The following is a 20951-nucleotide window of genomic DNA, read 5'->3' on the forward strand; positions in this document are numbered from 1 at the left end:
CCTTAGAATCGCCAGAAGGCTGGCGAGACCAGTACCAGAACGGTGAGGATTTCGAGCCGTCCCAGCAGCATGCCGATCGTCAATAACCATTTCGCTGCGTCCGGCAAGGAGGCGAAATTCCCTGCAGGGCCGATAAGCGTGCCCAGGCCTGGACCGACGTTGCACACGGCAGTGGCAGCCCCACTCAGTGCCGTCATCCAGTCGAGCCCTATCAGGGAGAGGCCAAGGGCGATGATTGCGATGGTGACGGAGAAGAAGAACGAGAACGTCAGCAGTGAGCGAACGATCTCTTCATCGATGGGGTGCCCATTGTATTTCTTCGAGATCGTTGCCCGTGGATGGATCAACTGTTTCAGGCTGCTGACAAGCAAGGCAGCGGCCACCTGGAAACGGAATATTTTCAAACCGCCAGCGGTAGAGCCCGAGCACCCGCCGACAAACGTCAGGTAAAAGAACAGCATGATGGCGAAGCTGCCCCAGAGCGTGTAATCACCCACGGCAACGCCTGTTGTGGTTACTACCGAGGTCACATTCACCGCAACGATACGAAACGCATCCCACCAGGCCAGATCGCTGTGCAGGCAGAGCCAGGTTCCGACGGTGAGCCAGACGAAGACGAGAAAACCAATGAAACCGCGAACTTGATGGTCCTTGAGCAGGATGCCTCGATGGCCACGCAGCGTGGCGACATACAGCGTGAAGGGCAGGCTGCCGAGTATCATGATGACCACCGCTACCCAATGCACCGCTGGCTGCTCCCAATGGCCCAGCGAGGCATCCGAGGTAGAGAAACCACCGGTTGAAACCAGCGACATCGAATGATTGATGGCTTCGAACGGGGTCATGCCGGCAGCCCACAATGCCCCTGTCCCCAATGCAGTCAGGCCCAGGTAGACCAGCAGGATCATCTTGGCTGCCACATGCGAGCGCGGCGTCACTTTGTCAGACCAATCCGAAGACTCGGTCTGGAACAGTCGCATGCCACCCACGCGCAGCAGTGGCAGGATCGCCACGGCCATGCCGATAAATCCAATGCCTCCCAGCCAGTGCAGCAGGGAACGCCATATCAGCAGCCCCGGTGATGCACTGTCCAGGCCAGTCAGCACGGTCGAGCCGGTGGTGGTGATTCCCGACATGGTCTCGAAGAACGCGTCCGTGTAACTGATGTGTCGAATGAACACCATCGGCAGCGCCGCAAACGCGCACACGATGACCCAGCTTGCCGTCGTGAGCAGATACATATCCCTGGTCCGCAGTTGCGGTGTGTCGGGGACGCCGCGGGCTACCATGAGCAGGCCGGCGCATAGAACGATCAGGCTCGACCAGACGAATGCACCGAGGTCGTCGCTGCGGTCGTACACCAGCAGCGTCAGCATCGGAATCACCATGCTGACGGCCAACGTGATCAGGAATACACCAATAATGAAGGCGATGAAACGCAATGCAGGAAGCGGCATTGAGGGAGCTCGTTGGGACAGTGCCGGCAGTATTGCCTGCTTTACGGTAATGTCGAGTAAAAAAGGCGTAAAGTCGTGGGAGGGATTTTTTACGCCGCTATCTGGCCCCTGCTCGATAGCTCATTGGGTTGACCTCTCCGAGCGTTCTCGTCTATCGGCTCCGAAGCGGCTGGAAGGGCGGCCTCAAGCACCGCTTGCTCTCTGCTCGCGGCGCTTGTGCGGCACTATCGATAGTGCCGCAGAGGGCATGGAAAGCCCTAGGCTCTGTACGAAATGCCTTGATACTGGTTCATGCTGCGTTGAAAACAGCCTCGGAATGCTCATGTACTCCAGTACAGTCGGGCGCGACCCCGGCCGTTCCTCGGCTGTTTTCGCCTTGCCTGACCTGCGTCTCAAGACTTTTCGTAAAGAGCCTAAGGCTGCCCGGATCACATGATCAGAGGCACGCCACTGAGTTTCTGCAGCTCGTCAAAATCGATGTCCGCGCAGATCTCGATCACTTTCAGCCCTTCAGGTGTCACTTCCAGCACCGCCAGGTCGGTGTAGATGCGGCTGACGCAAGCAATGCCGGTCAGCGGGTAGGTGCACTCGGGCACCAGCTTGCTTTCGCCGGTCTTGGTCAGGTGGTCCATCATCACGAACACCTGGCGGGCGCCGGTGGCCAGGTCCATTGCGCCGCCTACGGCCGGGATCGAACCTTCGGCGCCGGTGTGCCAGTTGGCCAGGTCGCCCTTGACCGACACCTGGAAGGCGCCCAGTACAGCGATGTCCAGGTGGCCGCCACGCATCATCGAGAACGAGTCGGCATGGTGGAAGAAGGCCCCACCGGTCAGCAGGGTGACGTGCTGCTTGCCGGCGTTGATCAGGTCATCGTCTTCCTCGCCCGGCGCAGGGCTTGGGCCCATGCCCAGCAGGCCGTTCTCGCTGTGCAGGAACACTTCCTTGTCGCCCAGATAGTTGGCCACCAGGGTCGGTGCGCCAATGCCCAGGTTTACATACGCGCCTTCCTGGATGTCTGCGGCCACGCGTTGGGCCATCTCGGTGCGGGAGAGCTTTTTGGTGATGGTCATGGCAGGCCTCAGACAGCTTTGGCAATCGAAGAAGCGGCAGCACCGGTGACGGCGACCACACGCTGGACGAAGATACCCGGGGTGATGATGTGTTCCGGGTCCAGTTCACCAAGTTCGACGACTTGGTCGACCTGGGCAATGGCGGTCTTGGCAGCCATGGCCATGATCGGGCCGAAGTTGCGGGCGGCCTTGCGGTAGGTCAGGTTGCCCCAACGGTCACCCTTGTGCGCCTTGATCAGTGCGAAGTCGGCGTGCAGCGGCATTTCCAGCACGTACATGCGGCCGTCGATCTCACGGGTTTCCTTGCCCTCGGCCAGCAGGGTGCCGTAGCCGGTCGGTGAGAAGAACGCACCGATGCCGGAGCCTGCGGCGCGGATACGCTCGGCCAGGTTGCCCTGCGGGACCACTTCCAGCTCGATCTTGCCGGCGCGGTACAGCTCGTCGAACACGTAGGAGTCGGACTGGCGCGGGAACGAGCAGACCACCTTGCGCACGCTGCCTGCCATGAGCAGGGCGGCCAGGCCGATCTCGCCGTTGCCGGCGTTGTTGCTGATGATGGTCAGGTCGCGGGCACCGGTGGCAATGAGGCCATCGATCAGCTCGGACGGCATGCCAGCCGTGCCGAAGCCACCGACCATGATGGTCGAACCGTCGGTGATCCCTTCCACCGCGCTGGCGATGGACTCGTACGTTTTATTGATCAAGGCGAGCTCCTGGTTGTTCCTGGAGTTGTGGTTGTCGGGCTGGCCGGAGCGCGTGAAGCGATGGGCCTGTCAGCACGTGATTTGGCTTGCTGACTTTCGCTATAGCGTGCCGCAAGATAGGGCAACAGTAGAGAGGGTTTGGCTGAATTTGTGCGATTATCGAACTGTTGTGCGATCTGCGAGCAGTTCTGGAGGCTATGTGCACCCGAGTGGTGGGAGCATCTGGCCGAGCAGATGGCGCGTTCCAACTGCCGGGCGGATATAGATGAGGAGCGCTTGATCATGGGTTACACGATCAAGTTGTTCTGGCGGGGGTAGATGACCCGGTGCCAGCCCGGTTCAAGAAGCTAACTTGCGCTGCGAAGAAGCGATAACTGCCTAATACAGTCGATTGCCTTACTGGCCTCTTCGCTGCGCAAGACTGCTCCTGCGAGGTGATGGGCAAGCCAGCCCGTGGAGCAGGACAATTGCGTGCTCAGGTCACTGCAAGGTGTCGGGCTTCAGGCTATCCGGCAATTGCCGAATAGCCGCCTCAAGCCGCGCGATCGGCCCAGCGAGTTGATCCGCTTCCTTGTCCTTGCCTTCACCTCTCAGGCGATCACACTCAACGCGCAGGTCTAGCAGATTCTTCTGCAGCTTTAGTGCAGAGGTTTTGAACGAGTCCATGCATTTCTCACGCTGTAGGCTTCCGTGCCGTTGTAGGAAAAATGGACCGTAGCAGCTCGAATTTGCCTGAGAAACTGATGTTTCATACAGGCAAGACTCATTGCCACGCCATTTCCTACAGATTGCGGTAAACAATCCTACAAACCGTGTTTCAGATCGTGTCCTCCCAGGCAAGTTCAGCCTACCGTATTGGCTGGGTTCAAGAGCTTTCGAGGGGCAGCGTACCCGGCGCAGGTACTGCGCAAGCCTGGAGGCGTGTTTAGAAACTTCGTGTATCAATTGCCGGCCCGCGGCGAGACGTGCTCAGTGTCAACCGATCGTGTCCCGGGAAGTGGTGTAACTGAACCAGCCGAAGGCGCCCTGCGGGCGAAAGAGGATGGTCATCGTGGTTCTTGGCTAACGTTGAGTTTGCGAAGACCAAACACTCACCAGAGAAACCACGATGACCAAGCCCACTATCGCATTGACCGAGTTGGTTGAGAAAGGGGCAGACGCTGATCTGCTCAAGCAAATGATCCAGTTCGTTGCCCAGCGCATGATGGAGTTCGACGTCGAAGGCCTGTGCGGCGCGGGCTTCGATGTCAAAAGCCCAGACCGGACAAATAGCCGTAATGGCTACCGCGATCGTCTTTGGCAAACCCGCGCAGGCGACGTCGACCTTAAGATTCCCAAGCTGCGCCAAGGCAGCTATTTCCCTGGTTTCCTTGAACCTCGACGCACCGCTGAGAAAGCCATGGCGGCAGTCATCCAGGAGGCCTACATCCAAGGCGTTTCAACACGCTCAGTGGACGAGCTGGTCAAAGCCATGGGCATGACCGGCATCTCCAAAAGCCAGGTCTCACGGCTAGCTGGTGAGATCGATGAGCGCGTTCACGCCTTCCTTGACCGCCCGCTGGAGGGCGACTGGCCCTATCTCTGGATCGATGCCACCTACGTCAAGGTGCGGGAGGCCGGACGCATCGTCTCGGTCGCCGTAATAATCGCCGTGGCCGTGAACACCGACGGTGGCCGCGAAGTCCTGGGCATGCGGGTTGGGCCGTCAGAGGCTGAGCCGTTCTGGACAGACTTCCTGCGCAGCCTCATGCGACGTGGCTTGCGGGGCGTGAAGCTGGTCATCTCCGACGCCCACGAAGGCCTGAAAGCAGCTGTATCCAAGGTCTTCAACGCGACTTGGCAGCGCTGCCGTGTGCATTTCATGCGTAATGCCATGGCCCACGTCGGCAAAGGTCAGCGCACCATGGTGGCGGCCCTACTGCGCACGGTCTTCGCCCAGGACAGCCGTGCCGAATGCCATCAGCAATGGCGTTTGGTCGCTGATCAGCTACGCGAAAAATACCCCAAGATCGCGACACTCATGGACGGCTGCGAGGATGAAGTGCTGGCTCACATGGCGTTTCCAAAAGCGCACCGACAGCAATTACACAGCACCAACCCACTGGAGCGGCTTAACGCGGAGATCAAACGCCGCACCGACGTCGTGGGCATCTTTCCCAACGATCCTGCAATCACACGGCTGGTAGGCGCGATGCTGCTGGAGCAGAACGACGAGTGGTGCCTGCAACGGCGTTACATGCAGTTGGAGGCCTTTGAGGCAGTCAGCGATAATCCACAGGCCAAGCTGTCGGCCGTGATCAACTAAACGGCAAACTCAGTGGCCAGAGCCATGATGAGTTACACCACTTCCTGGGACACGATCTGTCAACCACTGCGGCTGAATCAGCCCGGCGGCATCCGCGCATCGCATCTGATCCGCTTTTTTTCCATAAACCTGAATCTGTAACCGTATCAGCCCAAGCTCGACAATATGCCCATTCCCGCATCACAACTGTAGAGGTTCCAATGGGCAAGCTGGCGCTGTTCCTGGGTGGTTTTCTGCTGCTGACCATTCTGATTGGTATTCTTGGCACCATTCCGCCAAGCTGAGTTCAACTGCGTTTTCCCCTGCGCGGCCCGTCCACTTCAAGCGACGGGCCCAATCTATTGGCAAATGGCCGGTAATCCATTGTCATTGCACTGCTGAATCAGCGGTAGGTGCACGTCATTCTCAAGGCAGGAGCGGATCGAGCGGCTCAAGTTGGCCGATTCGGCATTTCTGCTTGTGCGATAAGTCGTTCTTTACGCTGGGAATTCTGTCCACAAAAAACGTGGGTAGGTCTGTGGATAAAGTGCTGCAAGCCAGACCCGCGGCGGGCTCTGTTAAATTGAGCAGAAATTGAACAGTCGTTTCATGGCCTGTTTCAGCTAGGCGAGCCAGCTCGTCGCAGGGCTGCCAGCAAGTCACGTACCCGCGCCGGCAACTCGCCGGCAGGGTATACCGCGTGCATCTGTGGGTCCTGGCCGCTGCTGGATGTCAGGCGGTACTGTGGACACACCCGCACCAGGCGGCCGGCCTTGACCTGTGTTTCGCCGACCCAGGCTGCAAGGCGGGCGATGCCGGCGCCGGCCAGTGTGCTGTGGTATACCGCGCCTCCTGAGCCCAGGCGAAGCCTGGGCCTGGGGCGCAGGCTGGTGATCTGGCCATCGTGGCAGAAGTGCCAGGCCTTGAGGATGCGTGGCGCGGTATGCAGGATCAAGGTGTGTCCATCCAGGTCTTCCGGGTGTTGCGGTGTGCCAGCCAGGGCCAGATAGGCCGGGCTTGCATACAGGTGGCGCTGGTAGGGCCAAAGCGGGTAGCCAATCAGCTCGCTCGATTGCGGGAAGGCACCGCGCACCACGAAATCGAATTTACCTTGCAGCGGGTCGAGGGCTTCGTCGCTGTACTGGACGTCCAGGGTCACTTGGGGGTGGCAGCGGGAAAACTCGGCAAGCACCTGTGGTAGCACAAGCTCTCCCAGCAGTTGCGGCGCGGCAAAGCGAATCCAGCCTTGGGCGCTGCCACTGAGCGCGGCCAGTTCATCGGCAGCATCGCGTTGCACATCCAGCAAGCGTTCGGCATGCGGTAGCAAGCGCTCGCCGGCCTCGGTCAGGGTTACGGCGTTGGCGTTGCGGTTGAGCAATTTGCTTCCCGCATTGTCTTCCAGGGTTTGTACCGCGCGTGTAACTGCACTGGGTGAACGCCCCAGCGCGCGGGCGGCAGCAACGAAGCTGCGCTTGTGTGCGACGCTGACGAACGCCTGGATTTCCCGCAGCATGTCCAATGCCATTGCCTGCTCCTTGTTGCAGTTATCGCAATATGGCATTTCAACACAAGTGCGCCACTTTGATTAGCCTTGCAGGCGTCTTCACTGCCTGGAACCGCGTCATGATGGATATTGCTGTGCTTTCTGTGTTCGCCTTCGCCGCTGGGTTGATCGACGCCGCGGTGGGTGGCGGCGGGCTGATCCAGATCCCGGCCTTGTTCAACGTGTTGCCCACCGCGCAACCGGCGGCATTGCTCGGCAGCAACAAGCTGGCGTCCGTGTTCGGCACGGCTTTCGCGGCCCGCTCGTTTATCCGTAAAGTGACGCTGGATTGGGGGTTGATCGTGCCGGCGGCACTCAGTGCCTTTGTCATGTCGTTCGCCGGGGCCGCAACGGTGTCGCTGGTACCGCCCAGCGTGATGCGCCCGGCAGTGCTGGTGCTGATCGTGCTGATGGCTATCTACACCTTCTGCAAGAAGGACTTCGGCACCTTGCACAAACCTGCGCAGATCGGCCGCAAGGAGCAATGCCTGGCAGTGCTGATCGGCGGCGCTATCGGCTTCTACGATGGCCTGTTCGGCCCCGGCACCGGTAGCTTTCTGATCTTCCTGTTCATCCGCTTCTTTGCCCTGGACTTCCTGCACGCGTCGGCTTCGGCCAAGGTGGTGAACATTGCCACCAACCTGGCGGCGCTGGTGTTCTTCGTGCCGACCGGCAACGTGCTGTACGCCATCGCCTTGCCCATGGCGGTGTGTAACATTCTTGGCGCGCTGACCGGTACCTGGCTGGCGGTACGCAAGGGGGCCGGTTTTGTCCGCGGGCTGTTCCTGGTGCTGTTGTGTGTGCTGATCGCCAAGCTGTCGTGGGACTTGCTGGCTGGCTAGTTCAAATCACCAGGCGTTGTGCTTCGGCCTGTTCGACGCGGTTGCGGCCATGGGCCTTTGCCCGGTACAGAGCCTGGTCGGCACTCGCCAGCAGTTCCTCCAGGCCGGGGGCCGGCATGTTCGCGTTGCAGCCTGCCACACCGATACTCACGGTAATCTGCAGGCGCTGGTCGGCCTGCACCACGTGCAGGTCCTGTATGGCGCGGCGCAGGCGCTCGGCGGTGAATGCGGCCCGCTCTGGCGCAAGTCCCGGCAGCATGACAACGAATTCTTCGCCACCCAGGCGTGCTAACAGCTCGTCGTTGTGCAGCTGGTCCTGCAGGGTGCTGGCGAATTGGCGCAGCACCTGGTCACCGACTGCATGTCCGTGGGCATCGTTGATCGACTTGAAGTGGTCGATGTCCAGCATCATCAGGGTCAGAGGCAGCGCCTGGGCGTGCTGTTGACGGCTCTCCAGCAGCGCATTGGCGCGCTGCGTGAAGGCGCTGCGGGTGAGCGCACCGGTGAGGTGATCGACGGTGGCCTGGTGCGCCAGACGGGCCATGAGGCTACGGTTGGCCTGGCTGACGCAAGCCACCACCAGCGGCCCGAGCACCAGCATGGCGATGCCCAGGCGCGCCGACATCAGCGTGGTAACCCCTGGCTCGCTCTGCGGCACGCTGAAGTGCATGAGGTTTTGCGCCACGGCCACGATCAGCGTGCTGCCGGCCGTGAGCGTCAGCAATGAAACCAGGAACGGTGAGTAGGTCCAGGCACACCACAGCAACGCGGCAATCGGGAAGGCAATGGCCCCAGGGCCACCAAATGCGATGCTGAATGCCAGCGAGGCCAGCAGCACCAGCAACGGCGCCAGGCGGATGGGCTGCGCGCCGCCGCGCATCAAGGCCCGCACCGAGGGCGCTGTAAGCAGCACCGGCAGCACCAGCACGCCGGTCGAGAACTGTTCGCTGAACCAGGCTAGCCAGGTGGCGCGCAACGACTGTTGGAACCACGGTGCGGCCATTGCCGCTGCCATGCTGGCCGCTACCGCGGCAGCGGCGGCGCAGGCGGCGAACACGCGGAGTACGCCATATGGGCTGCGCATGCGCCGGTGCATGCGTGGCAAGCGCGACAGCAGCTGCCAGAGGGTGACCACCACGGCAAGATTGCACAGGTTGAGCCACAGCGCCGGCACCCAAGCGCTGCCGCACAGCAGGTCGGCCCCAACCATGGCCAGCCACACCAGGCTGAAGCCCGTAAACGTGGCTTGACGGGGGTAGCGCAGCAGTACGCCGGCCAGTACCGCATTGACTGGCCAGAACAGCGACAGCGATTCGATCGGGCGTGCCAAAATACCGCCCAGGGTAAGGGCGAAGGTCACGCCAAGTACAACGACATAAGGCAACACGCGCGATTGGGCTGGAAAAACCATGAACTCGACCGGCAAGCGGAAACGAAATCCAGGACAACGCGATACAGCACCTGGGGCAATTACCCGCAGTGTGTTGGGTCAGGGTGGTTGATGTCAATCTGCCGCGATTGGTTGCGATAATGTCAAATTGCCTCTATTTCTGGTTACTTTCATCACAGTCCAAAGAACCACGGCACCATCACGACGGTAACCAGCATCACCAGGACGGTGAACGGTACGCCAACCTTGACGAAGTCAGCGAAGCGGTATTGCCCCGGCCCAAGCACCAGCGTGTTGACCGGTGATGACACCGGCGTCATGAACGCCGCCGACGCGGCCAGCGCTACGGTCATGGCGAACGGGTAGGGCGACATGCCCAGCTGCGCCGCAGTGCTGACAGCCACCGGAGCCATCAATACTGCGGTGGCGGTGTTGGAAATGAACAGCCCGATCACTGCAGTGACGGCGAACAGGCAGGCAAGAATGGCGCTGGGGCCGGCACCACCCAGCACGTTTACCAGCGCACCTACCGCCAGGTCGATGCCGCCGGTTTTCTGCAGCGCCTGGGCGAAGGGCAGCATGCCGACGATCAGCACCAGGCTTTGCCAGTGGATGGCGCGGTAGGCACTGTTCATGTCGATGCAGCGGCCTGCGCCCATCAGCAGGCAGCCGATCAGCGCAGCAATGACATTGGGTACGGCGCCGCTAACCATTAGCCCGACCATCACTGCCAGGCTGAGTACTGCTTGCGGCGCGCGGGTGCGGGCTGGTGCGACCAGGTCGATCTCGGCGGGCAGGCTCAATACCAGGAAGTCTTTGGGCTTGCTTTGCAACTGGCGTACCGCCTTCCACGGGCCGACTACCAGCAGGGTGTCGCCCAGGCGCAGCTTTTCTTCCAGCAGTTGCTCTTCGATAGCGGCCTGATCGCGGCGCAGGCCGACCACGTTGAGGCCATAGCGGGTGCGAAACGCCAGCTCAAGGATGCTCTTGCCGATCAACTGTGAGCCGGGCGGCAGCGAGACCTCAGCCATTCCCAAATCCTGGGACTGGTCGATGAAGTAGGCGGCCTTGAAGTGCAACGGCTCCAGTTGCATGGTTTGGCACAGGCTGCGCAGGTCGTCATGCTTGGCGAACAGGTCGAGCAGCAGCACGTCGCCCTGATGCAACACGGTGCCCGAGTCGGCAGCGATCACGCGCGTGGTGAACTTGTGCTGGCGCTCGATGCCGATCACGTTGGCGCCGTGTCTGGTGCGCAGTTCCAGTTCGCCGAGGTTGTGGCCGATCAGCGGCGAGTGAGGGCGGATGCGCAGGCGCCGTTCACGGCCATTGAGCTTGTAGTCCAGTACCAGGTCCAGCAAGGTGCGGCGGCTTTCCACCCGGCCATCCTTGCGCACTTCACCGTTGAGCCAGTGCCGGGTCAGCAGCATGTAGCCAATGCCCAGCACCAGCACCACCAGGCCGAACGGGGTAAAGCTGAAGAAGCTGAACCCCGCTTCGCCATGGCGGACCAGCTCGCTGTGCACCACCACGTTGGGCGGTGTGGCGACCAGGCTGAGCATGCCACTGATGAGGCCGGCAAAAGCCAGTGGCATCATCAGGCGGCTGGGTGAAAGCTGCAGGCGTGCAGCGATGCTCAGTACCACCGGGATAAAAATGGCCACCACACCGGTGGAGCTCATGATCGATCCCAGCCCGGCCACCGCCACCATCAGCAGTACCAGCAGGCGTGCCTCGCTATTGCCGGCCCGCTCGCTCATCCATTCGCCGATGCGATAGGCAATGCCGGTGCGCACCAAGCCTTCGCCAATCACGAACAGGGCGGCGATCAGCACCACGTTGGGGTCGCTGAACCCGGCCAGGGCCTGTTCCACGGTAAGGATGCCGAGTAGTGGCAGGGCGAGAATCACCAGCAGCGCGACCACGTCCATGCGTGGGCGGTTGATGACGAACAGGGTAATCACGATGGCCAGCAGGCCGAGGACCCAGAGCAACTCATGGTTCATGGGGAGGGGGTGTTCCTTCACACGGGGACACGATAGACAGTAGCAGTCAGTGTGCCTGCTTGTAGTGAAGGGGGTGTTGATGTGCTGCAACAAAAAGGGCCGCTATGCGGCCCTCTGGTCACGGGGTCAGTGACGGTGGCGGCGGTGCTTCTTGCTGCCGCGGTTGTCGTCGCCCAGATGGTTGCCGAGGGCACCACCGGCTGCGCCGCCCAGGCCGGCACCCACGGTCGAACCGGTCCTGCCGCCTACTGCGCCGCCCAGCAGCGAGCCGCCGGCCGAGCCCAGGCCACCGCCGATGGCGGCTTCGGTGCGGTTGCCCTTGCGCGCACCGACAGCGCTACCGGCTGCGCCGCCAACGCCGGCACCGATGGCCGCGCCGGTCTTGCCGCCGAGCTGTTGACCAACAACGTTGCCCAGGACACCCCCCAGGCCGCCGCCAATGGCGGCAGTACCGTCACCGGCGAAAGCGCCCTGGCACAGCAGCAGGCCGAGGGCAAGGGAAGGCAGAGTCAGACGCATGATACGAACCTCAAAGGAATCATCAGGATAAGTCGCCGCGCAACGGGCGGCAGGTCAGGGCTGAAAGGACGCTTCAGCGGTAGTAGCGGTCACCGCGGTATTGCCGATCGTCATCGTCGTCGCGGTCATGGCGATGGTGGTGGCGATGGTCACGGTCGCGGTCACGCCAGCCGTCGTCATCATGGTAGCGATGGCTATGGCAACCTGCGGTCAGCAGGACAACAGCAACCAGAGAAAGGCTTGCAAGACGCGTGAGCACGATATAGGTCCTTGATCCGCATAGGTTTACGGGGCACCTTTTAAGACTGGGACCGATCGATTTGGTTTCCCGGGCGGGCAAAAAAATTGTGCTTCAAGTGATCAGCGCCAAGGCGTCCGCCTGAAAGAACGGGCTGTGGCGCTGACCGGCATTGATCGTTCCAAGCGTATCAATACGTTCTGGCCATGCTTGGCCGGCGGCGAGGTGCTCTGCAATGGGTCGCCTTGGCCAGGGCGTGTTGAATCAGGATGCCGGTTGAATCGCCAGCACCACGCCATTGGTGATCTGCACCAGCACATAATGCTTACCCATGCGCACCCAGTGGCTTTCCTTTTCCGGTTCTGGCAGGCCTTTGGCTTTCCAATCCTGGATGGCCTGGTCATCGCGTTTGTACTGGTCCGGGGCCTTGTCGCCGACGCTTAGTTCACGGTTGTGGGTTTCGGGGGCGGTGATGCTTTCTTCGCTCGAGGGGGCGGCGCTGACGCTCAGGGGCAGGCAAGGCAGGGCGGCGAGTAGCAGATAGTGCAGTTTCATGATGCGTTCCTCGTGATGGCATGTTTTATCTGCGACAGCGGCAAGTGCGCGGCAATTCACTCGGAATGCCTGCCAGTGCTAGAGTCGCCTTCTTTTTTGCGACTCCGAGGATGAAACATGCGTGCGATTCTGCCGTTGGCTGCGGTGCTGATGCTGGCCGGTTGTGCTTCTGCGACCATGGAAACCGCGCGTGGCGGCAAGCCGACTGCGCAGCTCGACTCGCACAAGGCACCAGCGCTGGTTGCCCAGTGCATCCAGTTCAGTTGGCAGGAAGAGAAGGTGTTCGGTGATGACGCCAGCGGCTACCTGGAACAGCGCAAGCAGGGCGGGTTCACCGTGTATACCCGTGAGGCCGAAGCGTTCGTGGACGTTTACCCGCAGTCGGGCGGAACGCGTGTGGATTACTACGCGAAGCAGAACGACGGCGTGGCCCTGCAACGCCGGGCTGCTGCTGCAACCTGCCTGTAACGGCTGGCGCCTGTGCTGGCTTTATCACCACTCCTGCAAGGGCCCGCCTATTCAGGGTAATGAGCAAGGCAGTTGTTGCCACAGCAGAGGGCGCGCAGGCTTTACACTTTTTATCAAGACAGCTGTGTTGCAGGGTGTGCGGTGACAGCTAGCATAAGGCGCTTCCACACAAGGACGATTCCATGGACCGCTCACTGCAACTCAACCGCATCAGCTGGGATGAGCGTGCCCCGTTGCACGCCGCTTCGAAGGACTATGAAGTCGAACGCCTGGTCCAGCAACACGGGCACTTGTCCGAAACCGTACGCTTCGACCTGCCACTGCTCGGCGACATCGACGGGCTTGAGACGGTCCATTTGCAGTGCCACATCGGCACCGACACCCTCTCGCTGGCGCGCCTTGGCGCCAAGGTTTGCGGCCTGGATTATTCCAAGGCTTCGCTGGCCGAGGCACGGGCTTTGGCCGAGCGTTGCGCGCTGCCCATCCAGTATGTCGAGTCTGACGTCTATGCCGCCGACAAGGTGCTGCCGGCGGGTAATTTCGACCTGGTCTACACCGGTATTGGCGCGCTCTGCTGGCTGCCTCGCATCGAGCCGTGGGCGCGCACCGTCGCGGCACTGCTGAAACCAGGCGGGCGCCTGTTCCTTCGCGACGGGCACCCGATGCTGATGGCCGTCAACGAAGATCATCAGGACCGCCTGCAGCTCGAATATCCGTACTTTGAGCACGAATCGCCAACGGTGTGGCACACCGACCAGACCTACGTCGAAACCGATCAACGCCTGGCCCACACCGAAACCCACGAATGGAACCACGGCCTGGGTGAAGTGATCACCGCCTTGCTGGCCCACGGCCTGCAACTGACAGCGCTGGTCGAGCACCAGAGCATCCCTTGGGAGGCGCTGCCGGGGCAGATGGTCAGGGGCGAAGACGGTGAATATCGCCTGCGCGAGCAGCCTGCACGCCTGCCCCTGAGCTACACCTTGGTCGCCGTCAAAGCCTGATCAGGACAGGAAGCCACCGTCGACATTGAGCGTGGTGCCGGTGGTGTAACTGGAGGCATCGCTGGCCAGGTACAGCACCGCGCCCGCCATTTCCTTGGGGTCGGCAACGCGCTTGAGCGGGATCTGCTGCAAGGCGGCGTTGAGGATGGCTTCGTTCTTCACCAGTGCCGAAGCGAACTTGGTGTCGGTCAGCCCCGGCAGTAGCGCGTTGCAGCGAATACCGAACGGCGCACACTCCTTGGCGAACACCTTGGTCATGTTGATGACTGCCGCCTTGGTCACCGAATAGATGCCTTGGAACAGCCCGGGCGAAACACCGTTGATCGACGCCACGTTGATGATGCTACCGCCGCCGTTCTCACGCATCAGCTTGCCAGCCTCCACCGACATGAAGAAGTAGCCACGGATGTTCACGTCCACGGTCTTCTGGAACGCCCCTGGGTCAGTGTCCAGCACATTACAGAATTGCGGGTTGGTGGCAGCGTTGTTGACCAGCACATCCAGTCGCCCGAACTGTTCGCGAATGCCAGCGAACACCTGCTGAATCTGTTCCAGCTCACCAATGTGGCAGGCCACAGCCGTAGCCTTGCCGCCGGCCGCAATGATGGCATCGGCCACCTGCTGGCACCCTTCAAGCTTGCGGCTGGAAACGATCACATGGGCCCCTTGTTGCGCGAGCAAGTGGGCGATGGCCTCGCCGATGCCTCGGCTGGCGCCGGAAACAAAGGCAATCTTGCCGTCGAGGTCGAACAGGTGGGTCTTGGACATGCTGTTTTCCTTGTTATCCGTCGTCGTGGGCTGTGCTCAGAAGCTGGATTTGGCGATGACCTGCAAGGTCATTTGTTCCAGCAAACGGTTCATGTGAATGAACTGGGCGAAACGCTTGTCCTGAGTCTGGCCGTGGTAGTAGCGGTAGTAGATTTGCTGAACGATCCCTGCCAGGCGGAACAGGCCATAGCAATAGTAGTAATCGAAGTTGTCCAGACGGATGCCGGCGCGCTCGGCGTAGTAATCGACGAACTGGCGGCGGCTGAGCATGCCCGGCGCGTTGCTTGGCTGGCGGCGCATCAGTTGCACTGGCGCCGGGTCGCCGGCTTCGATCCAGTAGGCCAGGCAGTTGCCCAGGTCCATGAGTGGGTCGCCCAGGGTGGCCATCTCCCAGTCCAGCACACCGATGATGCGCATGGGGTTGTCAGCATCCAGGATCACGTTGTCGAAACGGTAGTCGTTGTGCACGATGCCTGGGCGCGGGTGGTCGGCGGGCATTTTTTCGTGCAGCCAGGCGGTTACCTTTTCCCAGTGTGGCGCATCCGGTGTCAGGGCTTTTTCATAACGGCTGATCCAGCCCTCGATCTGGCGCTGCACGTAGCCCTCTGGCTTGCCCAGGTCGGCCAGGCCGCAGGCGTTGTAGTCCACCTGGTGCAGCTCGACCAGGCGGTCGATGAAGCTTTTGCACAGGGCTTCGGTCCGGCTGGCGTCCAGGTTCAGTTCGGCCGGGATGTCCGAGCGCAGGATGATGCCCTTGACCCTTTCCATCACATAGAATTCGCCGCCGATCAGGCGGGTGTCAGTGCAGTGTGCGTAGGCCTTGGGGCAATAGGGGAAGCCGCTGTTGAGCTGGTTGAGGATGCGGAACTCGCGCCCCATGTCATGGGCCGACTTGGCCTTTTGACCGAAGGGGGGGCGGCGCAGCACGAAGTCGCGGTCCGGGTAGCTGACCAGATAAGTGAGGTTGGAAGCGCCGCCAGGGAACTGGCTGATGCTCGGCAGGCCGTGCAGGCCGGGGATATTGGCTTTGAAGTAAGGGTCGATGACGGCCGCGTCGAGTTCTTCGCCGGGGCGTACCTGGGTGGACTGGTCGGTGAGCGTCATGCGTCTTCCTTATTCTCGATAGCAAGTACTATTGGGTAATCTAATGGTCCGCCAGGGTTGGAACAATCGTCCCATGTGCCAAATAGGTGAGGGTGTTGCTGGTGGATCACTGCACCGAATGCAGGGCAAAAAAAACCGAAGCCGTCAGGCTTCGGTTTTTCGATCATCCGGTATTCCCAGCCCTCAGGACGGGAACAGCTCGCTGAGTTTCATCGACAGCATCATGTCGCCCTCAACCCGCAGCTTGCCACCCATGAAGGCCTGCATGCCGTCGGTTTCGCCGCTGACGATACCCTTCAGCGTTTCGGCGTCCATCACCAGGGTGCAGTTGGCATCCGGGTTTTCGCCTTCCTGCAGGTCGCAGGTGCCGTCCTTGACGATCAGCGCGTAGTGCTTGTCTTCGTCGGTGATGTTGAAGCCGAACACCAGGTCCAGGCCGGCGGCAGCGGATGGGTTGAATTTCTCTTGCATCTTTTTGACGGCATCAGCTACGGAGGTCATGGCGCATTCCTTATAGAGTGATTTACACGTCCCCGCAGGGACACAACAAGCCGGGCTTATCGGTAGGTGACAAGCTCCGGCGCCCTCAACAGCTGCACATGGGCCTGGCTGTTGAAGGAAGCCAGTGCCACGTCGCGGCCGCGAAACTTCAACTGGCTGAGCGACGTGTTGATGATCTGCCAGTTCAGCGCGAACGCCTGGCTGGGGGTAATACCGGTAACCAGGTGGAGCAGGGCGGCAATGGTGCCACCCGAGGTGAAGATAGCAACATGATCGCCGCTGCCGGCGGTGTCCAGTACGCGTTGCAGGCCCCCTTGTACGCGTGACGTAAACGAATGCCAGGTTTCCAGGCCATTATCGGCATGCTCGCCATCGTGCCAGCGCTGCACCATCAACGCGAACAGACGCTGAAACTCGCTGCGGTGCTGTGCGGCATTGCGCAGCACATGCAGGGCATCGGGCTCTTCCGGCAGCAGGTCGGGCAACAGGGCACGGATCACACCGTCGGCATCGAACTCATTGAATGCCGCGTCGGTCTCAACCGCCGGCACCGGGCAGCCATTGGCGTGCAGCGCCTGCAGCGCCAGCCGCGCGGTATCCTGCTGGCGGCGCAGGTCGCCAGCCACGCAGCGGTCCAGCCGCACGCCCAACTGGGCCAGGTGTTCACCCAGAGCCTGGCTCTGGCGCACGCCCACGGGCGAGAGGACGTCGTAGTCATCGGCACCGAAGGAGGCTTGGCCATGTCGAATCAGGTAGAGATTGCCCACGAAAGGTTCCGGCCTGTTGGAGGTTGCTGCGAGGTTAGGATGCGGCTCACGGGCTGTCAACGAAAAAACATACAAGCGTTTGAAAAGGTTGTTTGAAAGGTGTTGCCAGCGTTTACACCCGCTGGCAGCACCACAGACGCAACGGTATGCTTGCAACAGTGACGCGCCGTAGTGGCGCAGGTATTTAAGGAGTCAACGTGGAGTTTCTTGCCGAATACGCAAGCTTTCTCGCCAAAACCGCCACCCTGGTCATCGCCATACTGGTGGTGCTGTCGGCCATCGCCGGGCTGCGTGGCAAAGGTCGGCGCAAATCAGGCGGGCAATTACAGGTCACCCGGCTGAACGATTTTTACAAGGACCTGCGTGAGCGTCTGGAGTCCGGCCTGCTCAACAAGGCCCAGCTCAAGGCCCTGCGCAAGCAGCAGGCGAAGGCAGAAAAGCAGCAGAAGAAGGGCAAGGCCGAGGACACGAGCCGGGTATTCGTGCTGGACTTCGATGGCGACATCAAAGCCTCGGCCACCGAAAGCCTGCGCAACGAAATCACCGCACTGCTGACGCTCGCCACCGCGCGTGACGAAGTGGTACTGCGCCTGGAAAGCGGCGGTGGCCTGGTGCACAGTTACGGCTTGGCTGCATCGCAACTGGCGCGTATTCGTCAGGCGGGCATCCCGTTGACCGTGTGCATCGACAAGGTGGCTGCCAGCGGTGGGTACATGATGGCCTGCATCGGCGAGAAGATCGTCAGTGCCCCATTCGCCGTACTGGGGTCTATTGGCGTGGTGGCGCAGTTGCCCAACGTCAACCGCCTGCTGAAAAAGCACGACATCGACTTCGAAGTACTGACTGCTGGCGAGTACAAGCGCACCCTGACCGTCTTTGGCGAAAACACCGAGAAGGGCCGGGAGAAGTTTCAGGAAGACCTGGACATCACTCACCAGTTGTTCAAGGATTTCGTCTCCCGCTATCGTCCGCAGTTGCACATCGACGAAGTGGCCACTGGCGAAGTCTGGCTGGGCGTGGCCGCCTTGAATCGCAAGCTGGTTGACGAGTTGCAGACTAGTGACGAGTACCTGAGCGAACGCGCACGCAACGCCAACCTGTTCCACTTGCACTATGCCGAACGCAAGAGCCTGCAGGAGCGTATTGGCATGGCCGCCAGCGGTACTGTGGAGAACGCGGTGGTAGGCTTGTGGAGTAAACTCAGCCGCCTGCGCTAACACCTTGAACCCGTTGAAATTTTTTTTCGTTCAGGGGGTTGCAAGGTTAAAGGAATGAAGACATAATGGCGCCCATCGAAACGCAGCAAACTTTGAAAAAGGTTCAGCGTTTCAAGGAGATAGCAAAGCGCAAGCAGCTAGATCCGACCTTTGAGGCCGAGTAGCAAAGTGGTTATGCTCCGGATTGCAAATCCGTCTACGCCGGTTCGATTCCGACCTCGGCCTCCACCATTCGAAAGCCCCGCAGATTAACGTCTGCGGGGTTTTTCTTTGTGGGACGAAAAAAGCCACGAGTTCCGAAACTTTCGGGGTGGAGTTCTGAAACTTCAGCCTTTCGAGGGCTTTGCGATCTCCCTCTTTCGAGTGGCCCGGCAGTACGCTTGCCTCGCTAAGGTCGTTGATCTCTGATACGGCCTTCGGTCGGATATCGCGGAACTGGATGAAGAACGGCGAAAGGTGCTGGCTGGTGTGTCGCGTAACCTTATCGAGCAGCAGGCTTAGGTTGTTGCTCACTTCGTTCATTTCCAGGACCATCCTCAGTCGCTTACCGGTCTTCCCCCGAGGTTTCGATCAGTGATTGGGTGATTGCTGAGCGTGGTGAGGCGGCAGAAACCCTGTCGTTCTCCTACGTCAGCGGCCCTTACCAGGCCCGGCGCCTGGCCAACATTGAGTTGCGCCGCCGGGCCTGTGGAACGCAACGAGGCCGATTGTCTTAGAACTTGAAGCCATCATGAGAAAACGAGTTCAGTTCTGTGCGTTCAAAAACAATGAGAACAGCTCGGACTGAGATTTTATGCCGAGTTTGCTGTACATGTGCTTGCGATGGACCTTCACAGTCTCTGCGGAAATCGCCAGCTTGCGCGCGATCTCCTTGTTCGAGCAGCCGCTAAGCATAAGCCGGCCAACTTCCAGTTCACGGGCGGAAAGCGGCGTATCCAACTGCTGGTCAGTAGAGTCCAGCCAGCTCTGCCAGCTGGGTGCCGGCGACGTGTTCTGCTCCAGCGCTTCCCGCTCGAATGCCATGCGCTGACGCATCAGGGCGGCAACCCAGGACTGGATGAGAGTGAGTAGGGCGGTCTGCTCTGCACTGAAGAGACACTCACTTCCCAGCGAGAGGCTGAGGGTGCGCTCCGTGTCGAGCTGGACGTTGATATGTGCTTCGTCGGCAACGACATTGAGGCGGAAGTAGCGTTGGTAATAGTCGGTTTGCTCGAAGCACTCCGGCGCCACGTCGGCTAGCCAAAACAAACCGCTCTGCGGTGCTTCCCGGTTGGCGAGATAAAAGGGGTCGAGCAGATACAGGCCTTTGAGGTAGTCCTGAAAAAGCGGATCTGGCCCGCCATCCTTGCCTGGGCATTCTGCGAGCACCTGCGGGCGACCATTGCTGAATATCAGCACGACCCAACTGTCCACCGGAATGTATCTATCCAGTTGACGCACCAGAGCCAGCCAGAAATTAGGGCGGTCAAGTGCCTCGATTAGTCTGCCGATGGCCTGGTGCCAAGCCATGTCCTGCAGTGTAATGCTCCCGTTTCTACCCATACGGGGTTACCCCATCGAAGTAATTACTTTCCGTTTTATGGCTCTCCATACTTCGTTTCAGCCCTGGCGGGTGCTGTTCAGTGTGGCGATTGAGCCAACATACACGTGAAAGGATCACCGATGAAGATTGAACTTGTACAACTCTCCGGTCGCGATGGCGATACCGCTTATAACCTGGAACGTACATTGCAGGCCATCGCTACCTGCGCCGTGGATACCGATCTGCTGATTTTTCCAGAGACCCAGCTGATGGGATTTGCCAGCGCCCAACAGCTCGCCGAAATCGCCGAGCCCGTTAACGGGCCGAGTGTGCAGGCCGTGCAACGCGCCGTACACGAACGAAACGTCTCAGCGGTGATTGGTCTGGCTGAGAACGACTCCGGCACCGTTTACAACACCTCCTTGCTGGTCACCCCGCAAGGGATCGCATTGAGTTATCGCAAAACTCACCTTTGGCCGTCAGAGCGCGGATTGTTCCAACAAGGAGACCGCTATGTCACCGCACTGTGGAAGGGCATCCGTGTCGGTATCCTGATTTGCTACGACATTGAGTTTCCGGAAAGTGCTCGGGCGCTCGGCCAACTCGGCGCCGAGCTCATATTGGTCACTAACGGTAACATGGATCCTTACGGCCCTGTCCACCGCACTGCAATCATGGCTCGCGCTCAGGAAAACCAGGCATTCGCGGTGATGGTCAATCGGGTGGGCGACGGCGACGAAGGGCTCGTTTTTGCCGGCGGCAGCGCCGCTATCGATCCCTTCGGGCGCACGCTGTTCGAAGCGGGCCGCGCAGAGTGTCGGCAGGTGGTGGAATTAGATCTCGACCTGCTGCGCACCGCCCGCCACGAATATGAGTACCTCAGTGACCGCCGCCTGTTCCTGACCGGCGAGCAGAGTGAGCATGATGATAGTCGACGTGAACTCCTGATCCCCTGAATCAGTTGTGGGACGCAACTGCAACACAACGATTGTTCC

The 20951-nt window shown here is 60.5% G+C and carries 21 protein-coding genes and 1 tRNA gene; 7 read left to right on the forward strand and 15 right to left on the reverse strand.

Annotated features, from left to right (window positions below):
- Positions 1-2: 2 nt before the first annotated feature.
- The 4 genes from QCL51_RS09450 to QCL51_RS09465 all read right to left on the reverse strand — a co-directional run bounded on the left by QCL51_RS09450 (position 3) and on the right by QCL51_RS09465 (position 3897).
- Entirely contained in the window at positions 3-1457 is a 1455-nt protein-coding gene (locus tag QCL51_RS09450; RefSeq protein ID WP_101196153.1) for a TrkH family potassium uptake protein, read from the reverse strand.
- A gap of 428 nt (positions 1458-1885) precedes the next feature.
- Complete coding sequence (locus tag QCL51_RS09455; protein WP_021782175.1) at positions 1886-2527, reverse strand: 3-oxoacid CoA-transferase subunit B; 642 nt, start codon at positions 2525-2527, stop codon at positions 1886-1888.
- Between the two features lie 8 nt (positions 2528-2535).
- Complete coding sequence (locus QCL51_RS09460; RefSeq protein ID WP_010954768.1) at positions 2536-3231, reverse strand: 3-oxoacid CoA-transferase subunit A; 696 nt, start codon at positions 3229-3231, stop codon at positions 2536-2538.
- Positions 3232-3711: 480 nt separating this feature from the next.
- The gene (locus QCL51_RS09465) at positions 3712-3897 is read right to left on the reverse strand and encodes a hypothetical protein (protein WP_103469814.1); all 186 of its coding nucleotides are present in this window, start codon (positions 3895-3897) and stop codon (positions 3712-3714) included.
- 442 nt (positions 3898-4339) lie between these two features.
- On the opposite strand from QCL51_RS09465, the gene QCL51_RS09470 reads away from it, so the two are divergent.
- Positions 4340-5536 (forward strand): IS256 family transposase, encoded by a 1197-nt coding sequence (locus QCL51_RS09470; RefSeq protein ID WP_016391483.1) that lies wholly within the window; start codon positions 4340-4342, stop codon positions 5534-5536.
- Between the two features lie 598 nt (positions 5537-6134).
- Here QCL51_RS09470 and QCL51_RS09475 read toward each other — a convergent pair.
- Positions 6135-7040: a LysR family transcriptional regulator gene (locus QCL51_RS09475; protein ID WP_101196152.1), complete on the reverse strand. Its 906-nt coding sequence runs from the start codon at positions 7038-7040 to the stop codon at positions 6135-6137.
- Positions 7041-7138: 98 nt separating this feature from the next.
- Here QCL51_RS09475 and QCL51_RS09480 point away from each other — a divergent pair, with 98 nt between their 5' ends.
- Entirely contained in the window at positions 7139-7900 is a 762-nt protein-coding gene (locus QCL51_RS09480) for a TSUP family transporter (protein ID WP_021782178.1), read from the forward strand.
- A gap of 1 nt (position 7901) precedes the next feature.
- On the opposite strand, the gene QCL51_RS09485 is transcribed toward QCL51_RS09480, so the two are convergent.
- From QCL51_RS09485 to QCL51_RS09505, 5 genes are all read right to left on the reverse strand, one after another.
- On the reverse strand, positions 7902-9326 hold the full coding sequence (locus QCL51_RS09485; protein WP_021782179.1) for a GGDEF domain-containing protein: 1425 nt from the start codon (positions 9324-9326) through the stop codon (positions 7902-7904).
- Between the two features lie 137 nt (positions 9327-9463).
- Entirely contained in the window at positions 9464-11293 is a 1830-nt protein-coding gene (locus QCL51_RS09490) for an SLC13 family permease (protein ID WP_101196151.1), read from the reverse strand.
- 126 nt (positions 11294-11419) lie between these two features.
- Positions 11420-11812 (reverse strand): glycine zipper domain-containing protein, encoded by a 393-nt coding sequence (locus QCL51_RS09495; RefSeq protein WP_103462316.1) that lies wholly within the window; start codon positions 11810-11812, stop codon positions 11420-11422.
- Between the two features lie 73 nt (positions 11813-11885).
- The gene (locus QCL51_RS09500; RefSeq protein WP_004577263.1) at positions 11886-12071 is read right to left on the reverse strand and encodes a hypothetical protein; all 186 of its coding nucleotides are present in this window, start codon (positions 12069-12071) and stop codon (positions 11886-11888) included.
- Positions 12072-12314: 243 nt separating this feature from the next.
- The gene (locus QCL51_RS09505) at positions 12315-12605 is read right to left on the reverse strand and encodes an RcnB family protein (protein ID WP_103462317.1); all 291 of its coding nucleotides are present in this window, start codon (positions 12603-12605) and stop codon (positions 12315-12317) included.
- Between the two features lie 117 nt (positions 12606-12722).
- On the opposite strand from QCL51_RS09505, the gene QCL51_RS09510 reads away from it, so the two are divergent.
- Positions 12723-13073 carry a hypothetical protein gene (locus QCL51_RS09510; RefSeq protein WP_021782183.1) on the forward strand — a complete coding sequence of 117 codons (351 nt, stop codon included), beginning with the start codon at positions 12723-12725 and terminating at the stop codon, positions 13071-13073.
- A gap of 182 nt (positions 13074-13255) precedes the next feature.
- Positions 13256-14077: a class I SAM-dependent methyltransferase gene (locus QCL51_RS09515; protein ID WP_103462318.1), complete on the forward strand. Its 822-nt coding sequence runs from the start codon at positions 13256-13258 to the stop codon at positions 14075-14077.
- Here QCL51_RS09515 and QCL51_RS09520 read toward each other — a convergent pair whose 3' ends face one another.
- The 4 genes from QCL51_RS09520 to QCL51_RS09535 form a co-directional block, all read right to left on the reverse strand.
- Positions 14078-14845 carry an SDR family oxidoreductase gene (locus QCL51_RS09520; RefSeq protein ID WP_021782185.1) on the reverse strand — a complete coding sequence of 256 codons (768 nt, stop codon included), beginning with the start codon at positions 14843-14845 and terminating at the stop codon, positions 14078-14080.
- Between the two features lie 36 nt (positions 14846-14881).
- Positions 14882-15949, reverse strand: a complete 1068-nt coding sequence (locus QCL51_RS09525; protein WP_103469810.1) for a phosphotransferase family protein — start codon at positions 15947-15949, stop codon at positions 14882-14884.
- A 183-nt stretch (positions 15950-16132) separates the two neighbouring features.
- The gene (locus QCL51_RS09530; protein ID WP_003251077.1) at positions 16133-16450 is read right to left on the reverse strand and encodes an SCP2 sterol-binding domain-containing protein; all 318 of its coding nucleotides are present in this window, start codon (positions 16448-16450) and stop codon (positions 16133-16135) included.
- A gap of 56 nt (positions 16451-16506) precedes the next feature.
- Entirely contained in the window at positions 16507-17217 is a 711-nt protein-coding gene (locus QCL51_RS09535; RefSeq protein ID WP_014756055.1) for a histidine phosphatase family protein, read from the reverse strand.
- 197 nt (positions 17218-17414) lie between these two features.
- Between QCL51_RS09535 and sohB the strand changes: the two genes are divergently transcribed.
- Complete coding sequence (gene sohB, locus QCL51_RS09540) at positions 17415-18434, forward strand: protease SohB (protein WP_323601287.1); 1020 nt, start codon at positions 17415-17417, stop codon at positions 18432-18434.
- Between the two features lie 154 nt (positions 18435-18588).
- Positions 18589-18662 (forward strand) — tRNA-Cys (locus QCL51_RS09545).
- 516 nt (positions 18663-19178) lie between these two features.
- On the opposite strand, the gene QCL51_RS09550 is transcribed toward QCL51_RS09545, so the two are convergent.
- Positions 19179-19976: a helix-turn-helix transcriptional regulator gene (locus QCL51_RS09550; RefSeq protein WP_021784530.1), complete on the reverse strand. Its 798-nt coding sequence runs from the start codon at positions 19974-19976 to the stop codon at positions 19179-19181.
- A 120-nt stretch (positions 19977-20096) separates the two neighbouring features.
- Here QCL51_RS09550 and QCL51_RS09555 point away from each other — a divergent pair, with 120 nt between their 5' ends.
- The gene (locus tag QCL51_RS09555; RefSeq protein WP_021784529.1) at positions 20097-20912 is read left to right on the forward strand and encodes a carbon-nitrogen hydrolase family protein; all 816 of its coding nucleotides are present in this window, start codon (positions 20097-20099) and stop codon (positions 20910-20912) included.
- Positions 20913-20951: the final 39 nt, after the last annotated feature.

Source organism: Pseudomonas sp. LTR0 (assembly GCF_036630035.1).
Lineage (GTDB): Bacteria > Pseudomonadota > Gammaproteobacteria > Pseudomonadales > Pseudomonadaceae > Aquipseudomonas > Aquipseudomonas putida_Y.

Bases quoted from the DNA above. Each gene is read 5' to 3' on its own strand.
- QCL51_RS09480 (WP_021782178.1), top strand. From the start codon at position 7,139: ATGATGGATATTGCTGTGCTTTCTGTGTTCGCCTTCGCCGCTGGGTTG.
- QCL51_RS09470 (WP_016391483.1), top strand. From the start codon at position 4,340: ATGACCAAGCCCACTATCGCATTGACCGAGTTGGTTGAGAAAGGGGCA.
- QCL51_RS09465 (WP_103469814.1), bottom strand. From the start codon at position 3,897: ATGGACTCGTTCAAAACCTCTGCACTAAAGCTGCAGAAGAATCTGCTA.
- QCL51_RS09475 (WP_101196152.1), bottom strand. From the start codon at position 7,040: ATGGCATTGGACATGCTGCGGGAAATCCAGGCGTTCGTCAGCGTCGCA.
- QCL51_RS09520 (WP_021782185.1), bottom strand. From the start codon at position 14,845: ATGTCCAAGACCCACCTGTTCGACCTCGACGGCAAGATTGCCTTTGTT.
- QCL51_RS09550 (WP_021784530.1), bottom strand. From the start codon at position 19,976: ATGGGTAGAAACGGGAGCATTACACTGCAGGACATGGCTTGGCACCAG.
- QCL51_RS09495 (WP_103462316.1), bottom strand. From the start codon at position 11,812: ATGCGTCTGACTCTGCCTTCCCTTGCCCTCGGCCTGCTGCTGTGCCAG.
- QCL51_RS09490 (WP_101196151.1), bottom strand. From the start codon at position 11,293: ATGAACCATGAGTTGCTCTGGGTCCTCGGCCTGCTGGCCATCGTGATT.
- QCL51_RS09455 (WP_021782175.1), bottom strand. From the start codon at position 2,527: ATGACCATCACCAAAAAGCTCTCCCGCACCGAGATGGCCCAACGCGTG.
- QCL51_RS09505 (WP_103462317.1), bottom strand. From the start codon at position 12,605: ATGAAACTGCACTATCTGCTACTCGCCGCCCTGCCTTGCCTGCCCCTG.
- QCL51_RS09510 (WP_021782183.1), top strand. From the start codon at position 12,723: ATGCGTGCGATTCTGCCGTTGGCTGCGGTGCTGATGCTGGCCGGTTGT.
- QCL51_RS09555 (WP_021784529.1), top strand. From the start codon at position 20,097: ATGAAGATTGAACTTGTACAACTCTCCGGTCGCGATGGCGATACCGCT.
- QCL51_RS09530 (WP_003251077.1), bottom strand. From the start codon at position 16,450: ATGACCTCCGTAGCTGATGCCGTCAAAAAGATGCAAGAGAAATTCAAC.
- QCL51_RS09515 (WP_103462318.1), top strand. From the start codon at position 13,256: ATGGACCGCTCACTGCAACTCAACCGCATCAGCTGGGATGAGCGTGCC.
- QCL51_RS09450 (WP_101196153.1), bottom strand. From the start codon at position 1,457: ATGCCGCTTCCTGCATTGCGTTTCATCGCCTTCATTATTGGTGTATTC.
- QCL51_RS09525 (WP_103469810.1), bottom strand. From the start codon at position 15,949: ATGACGCTCACCGACCAGTCCACCCAGGTACGCCCCGGCGAAGAACTC.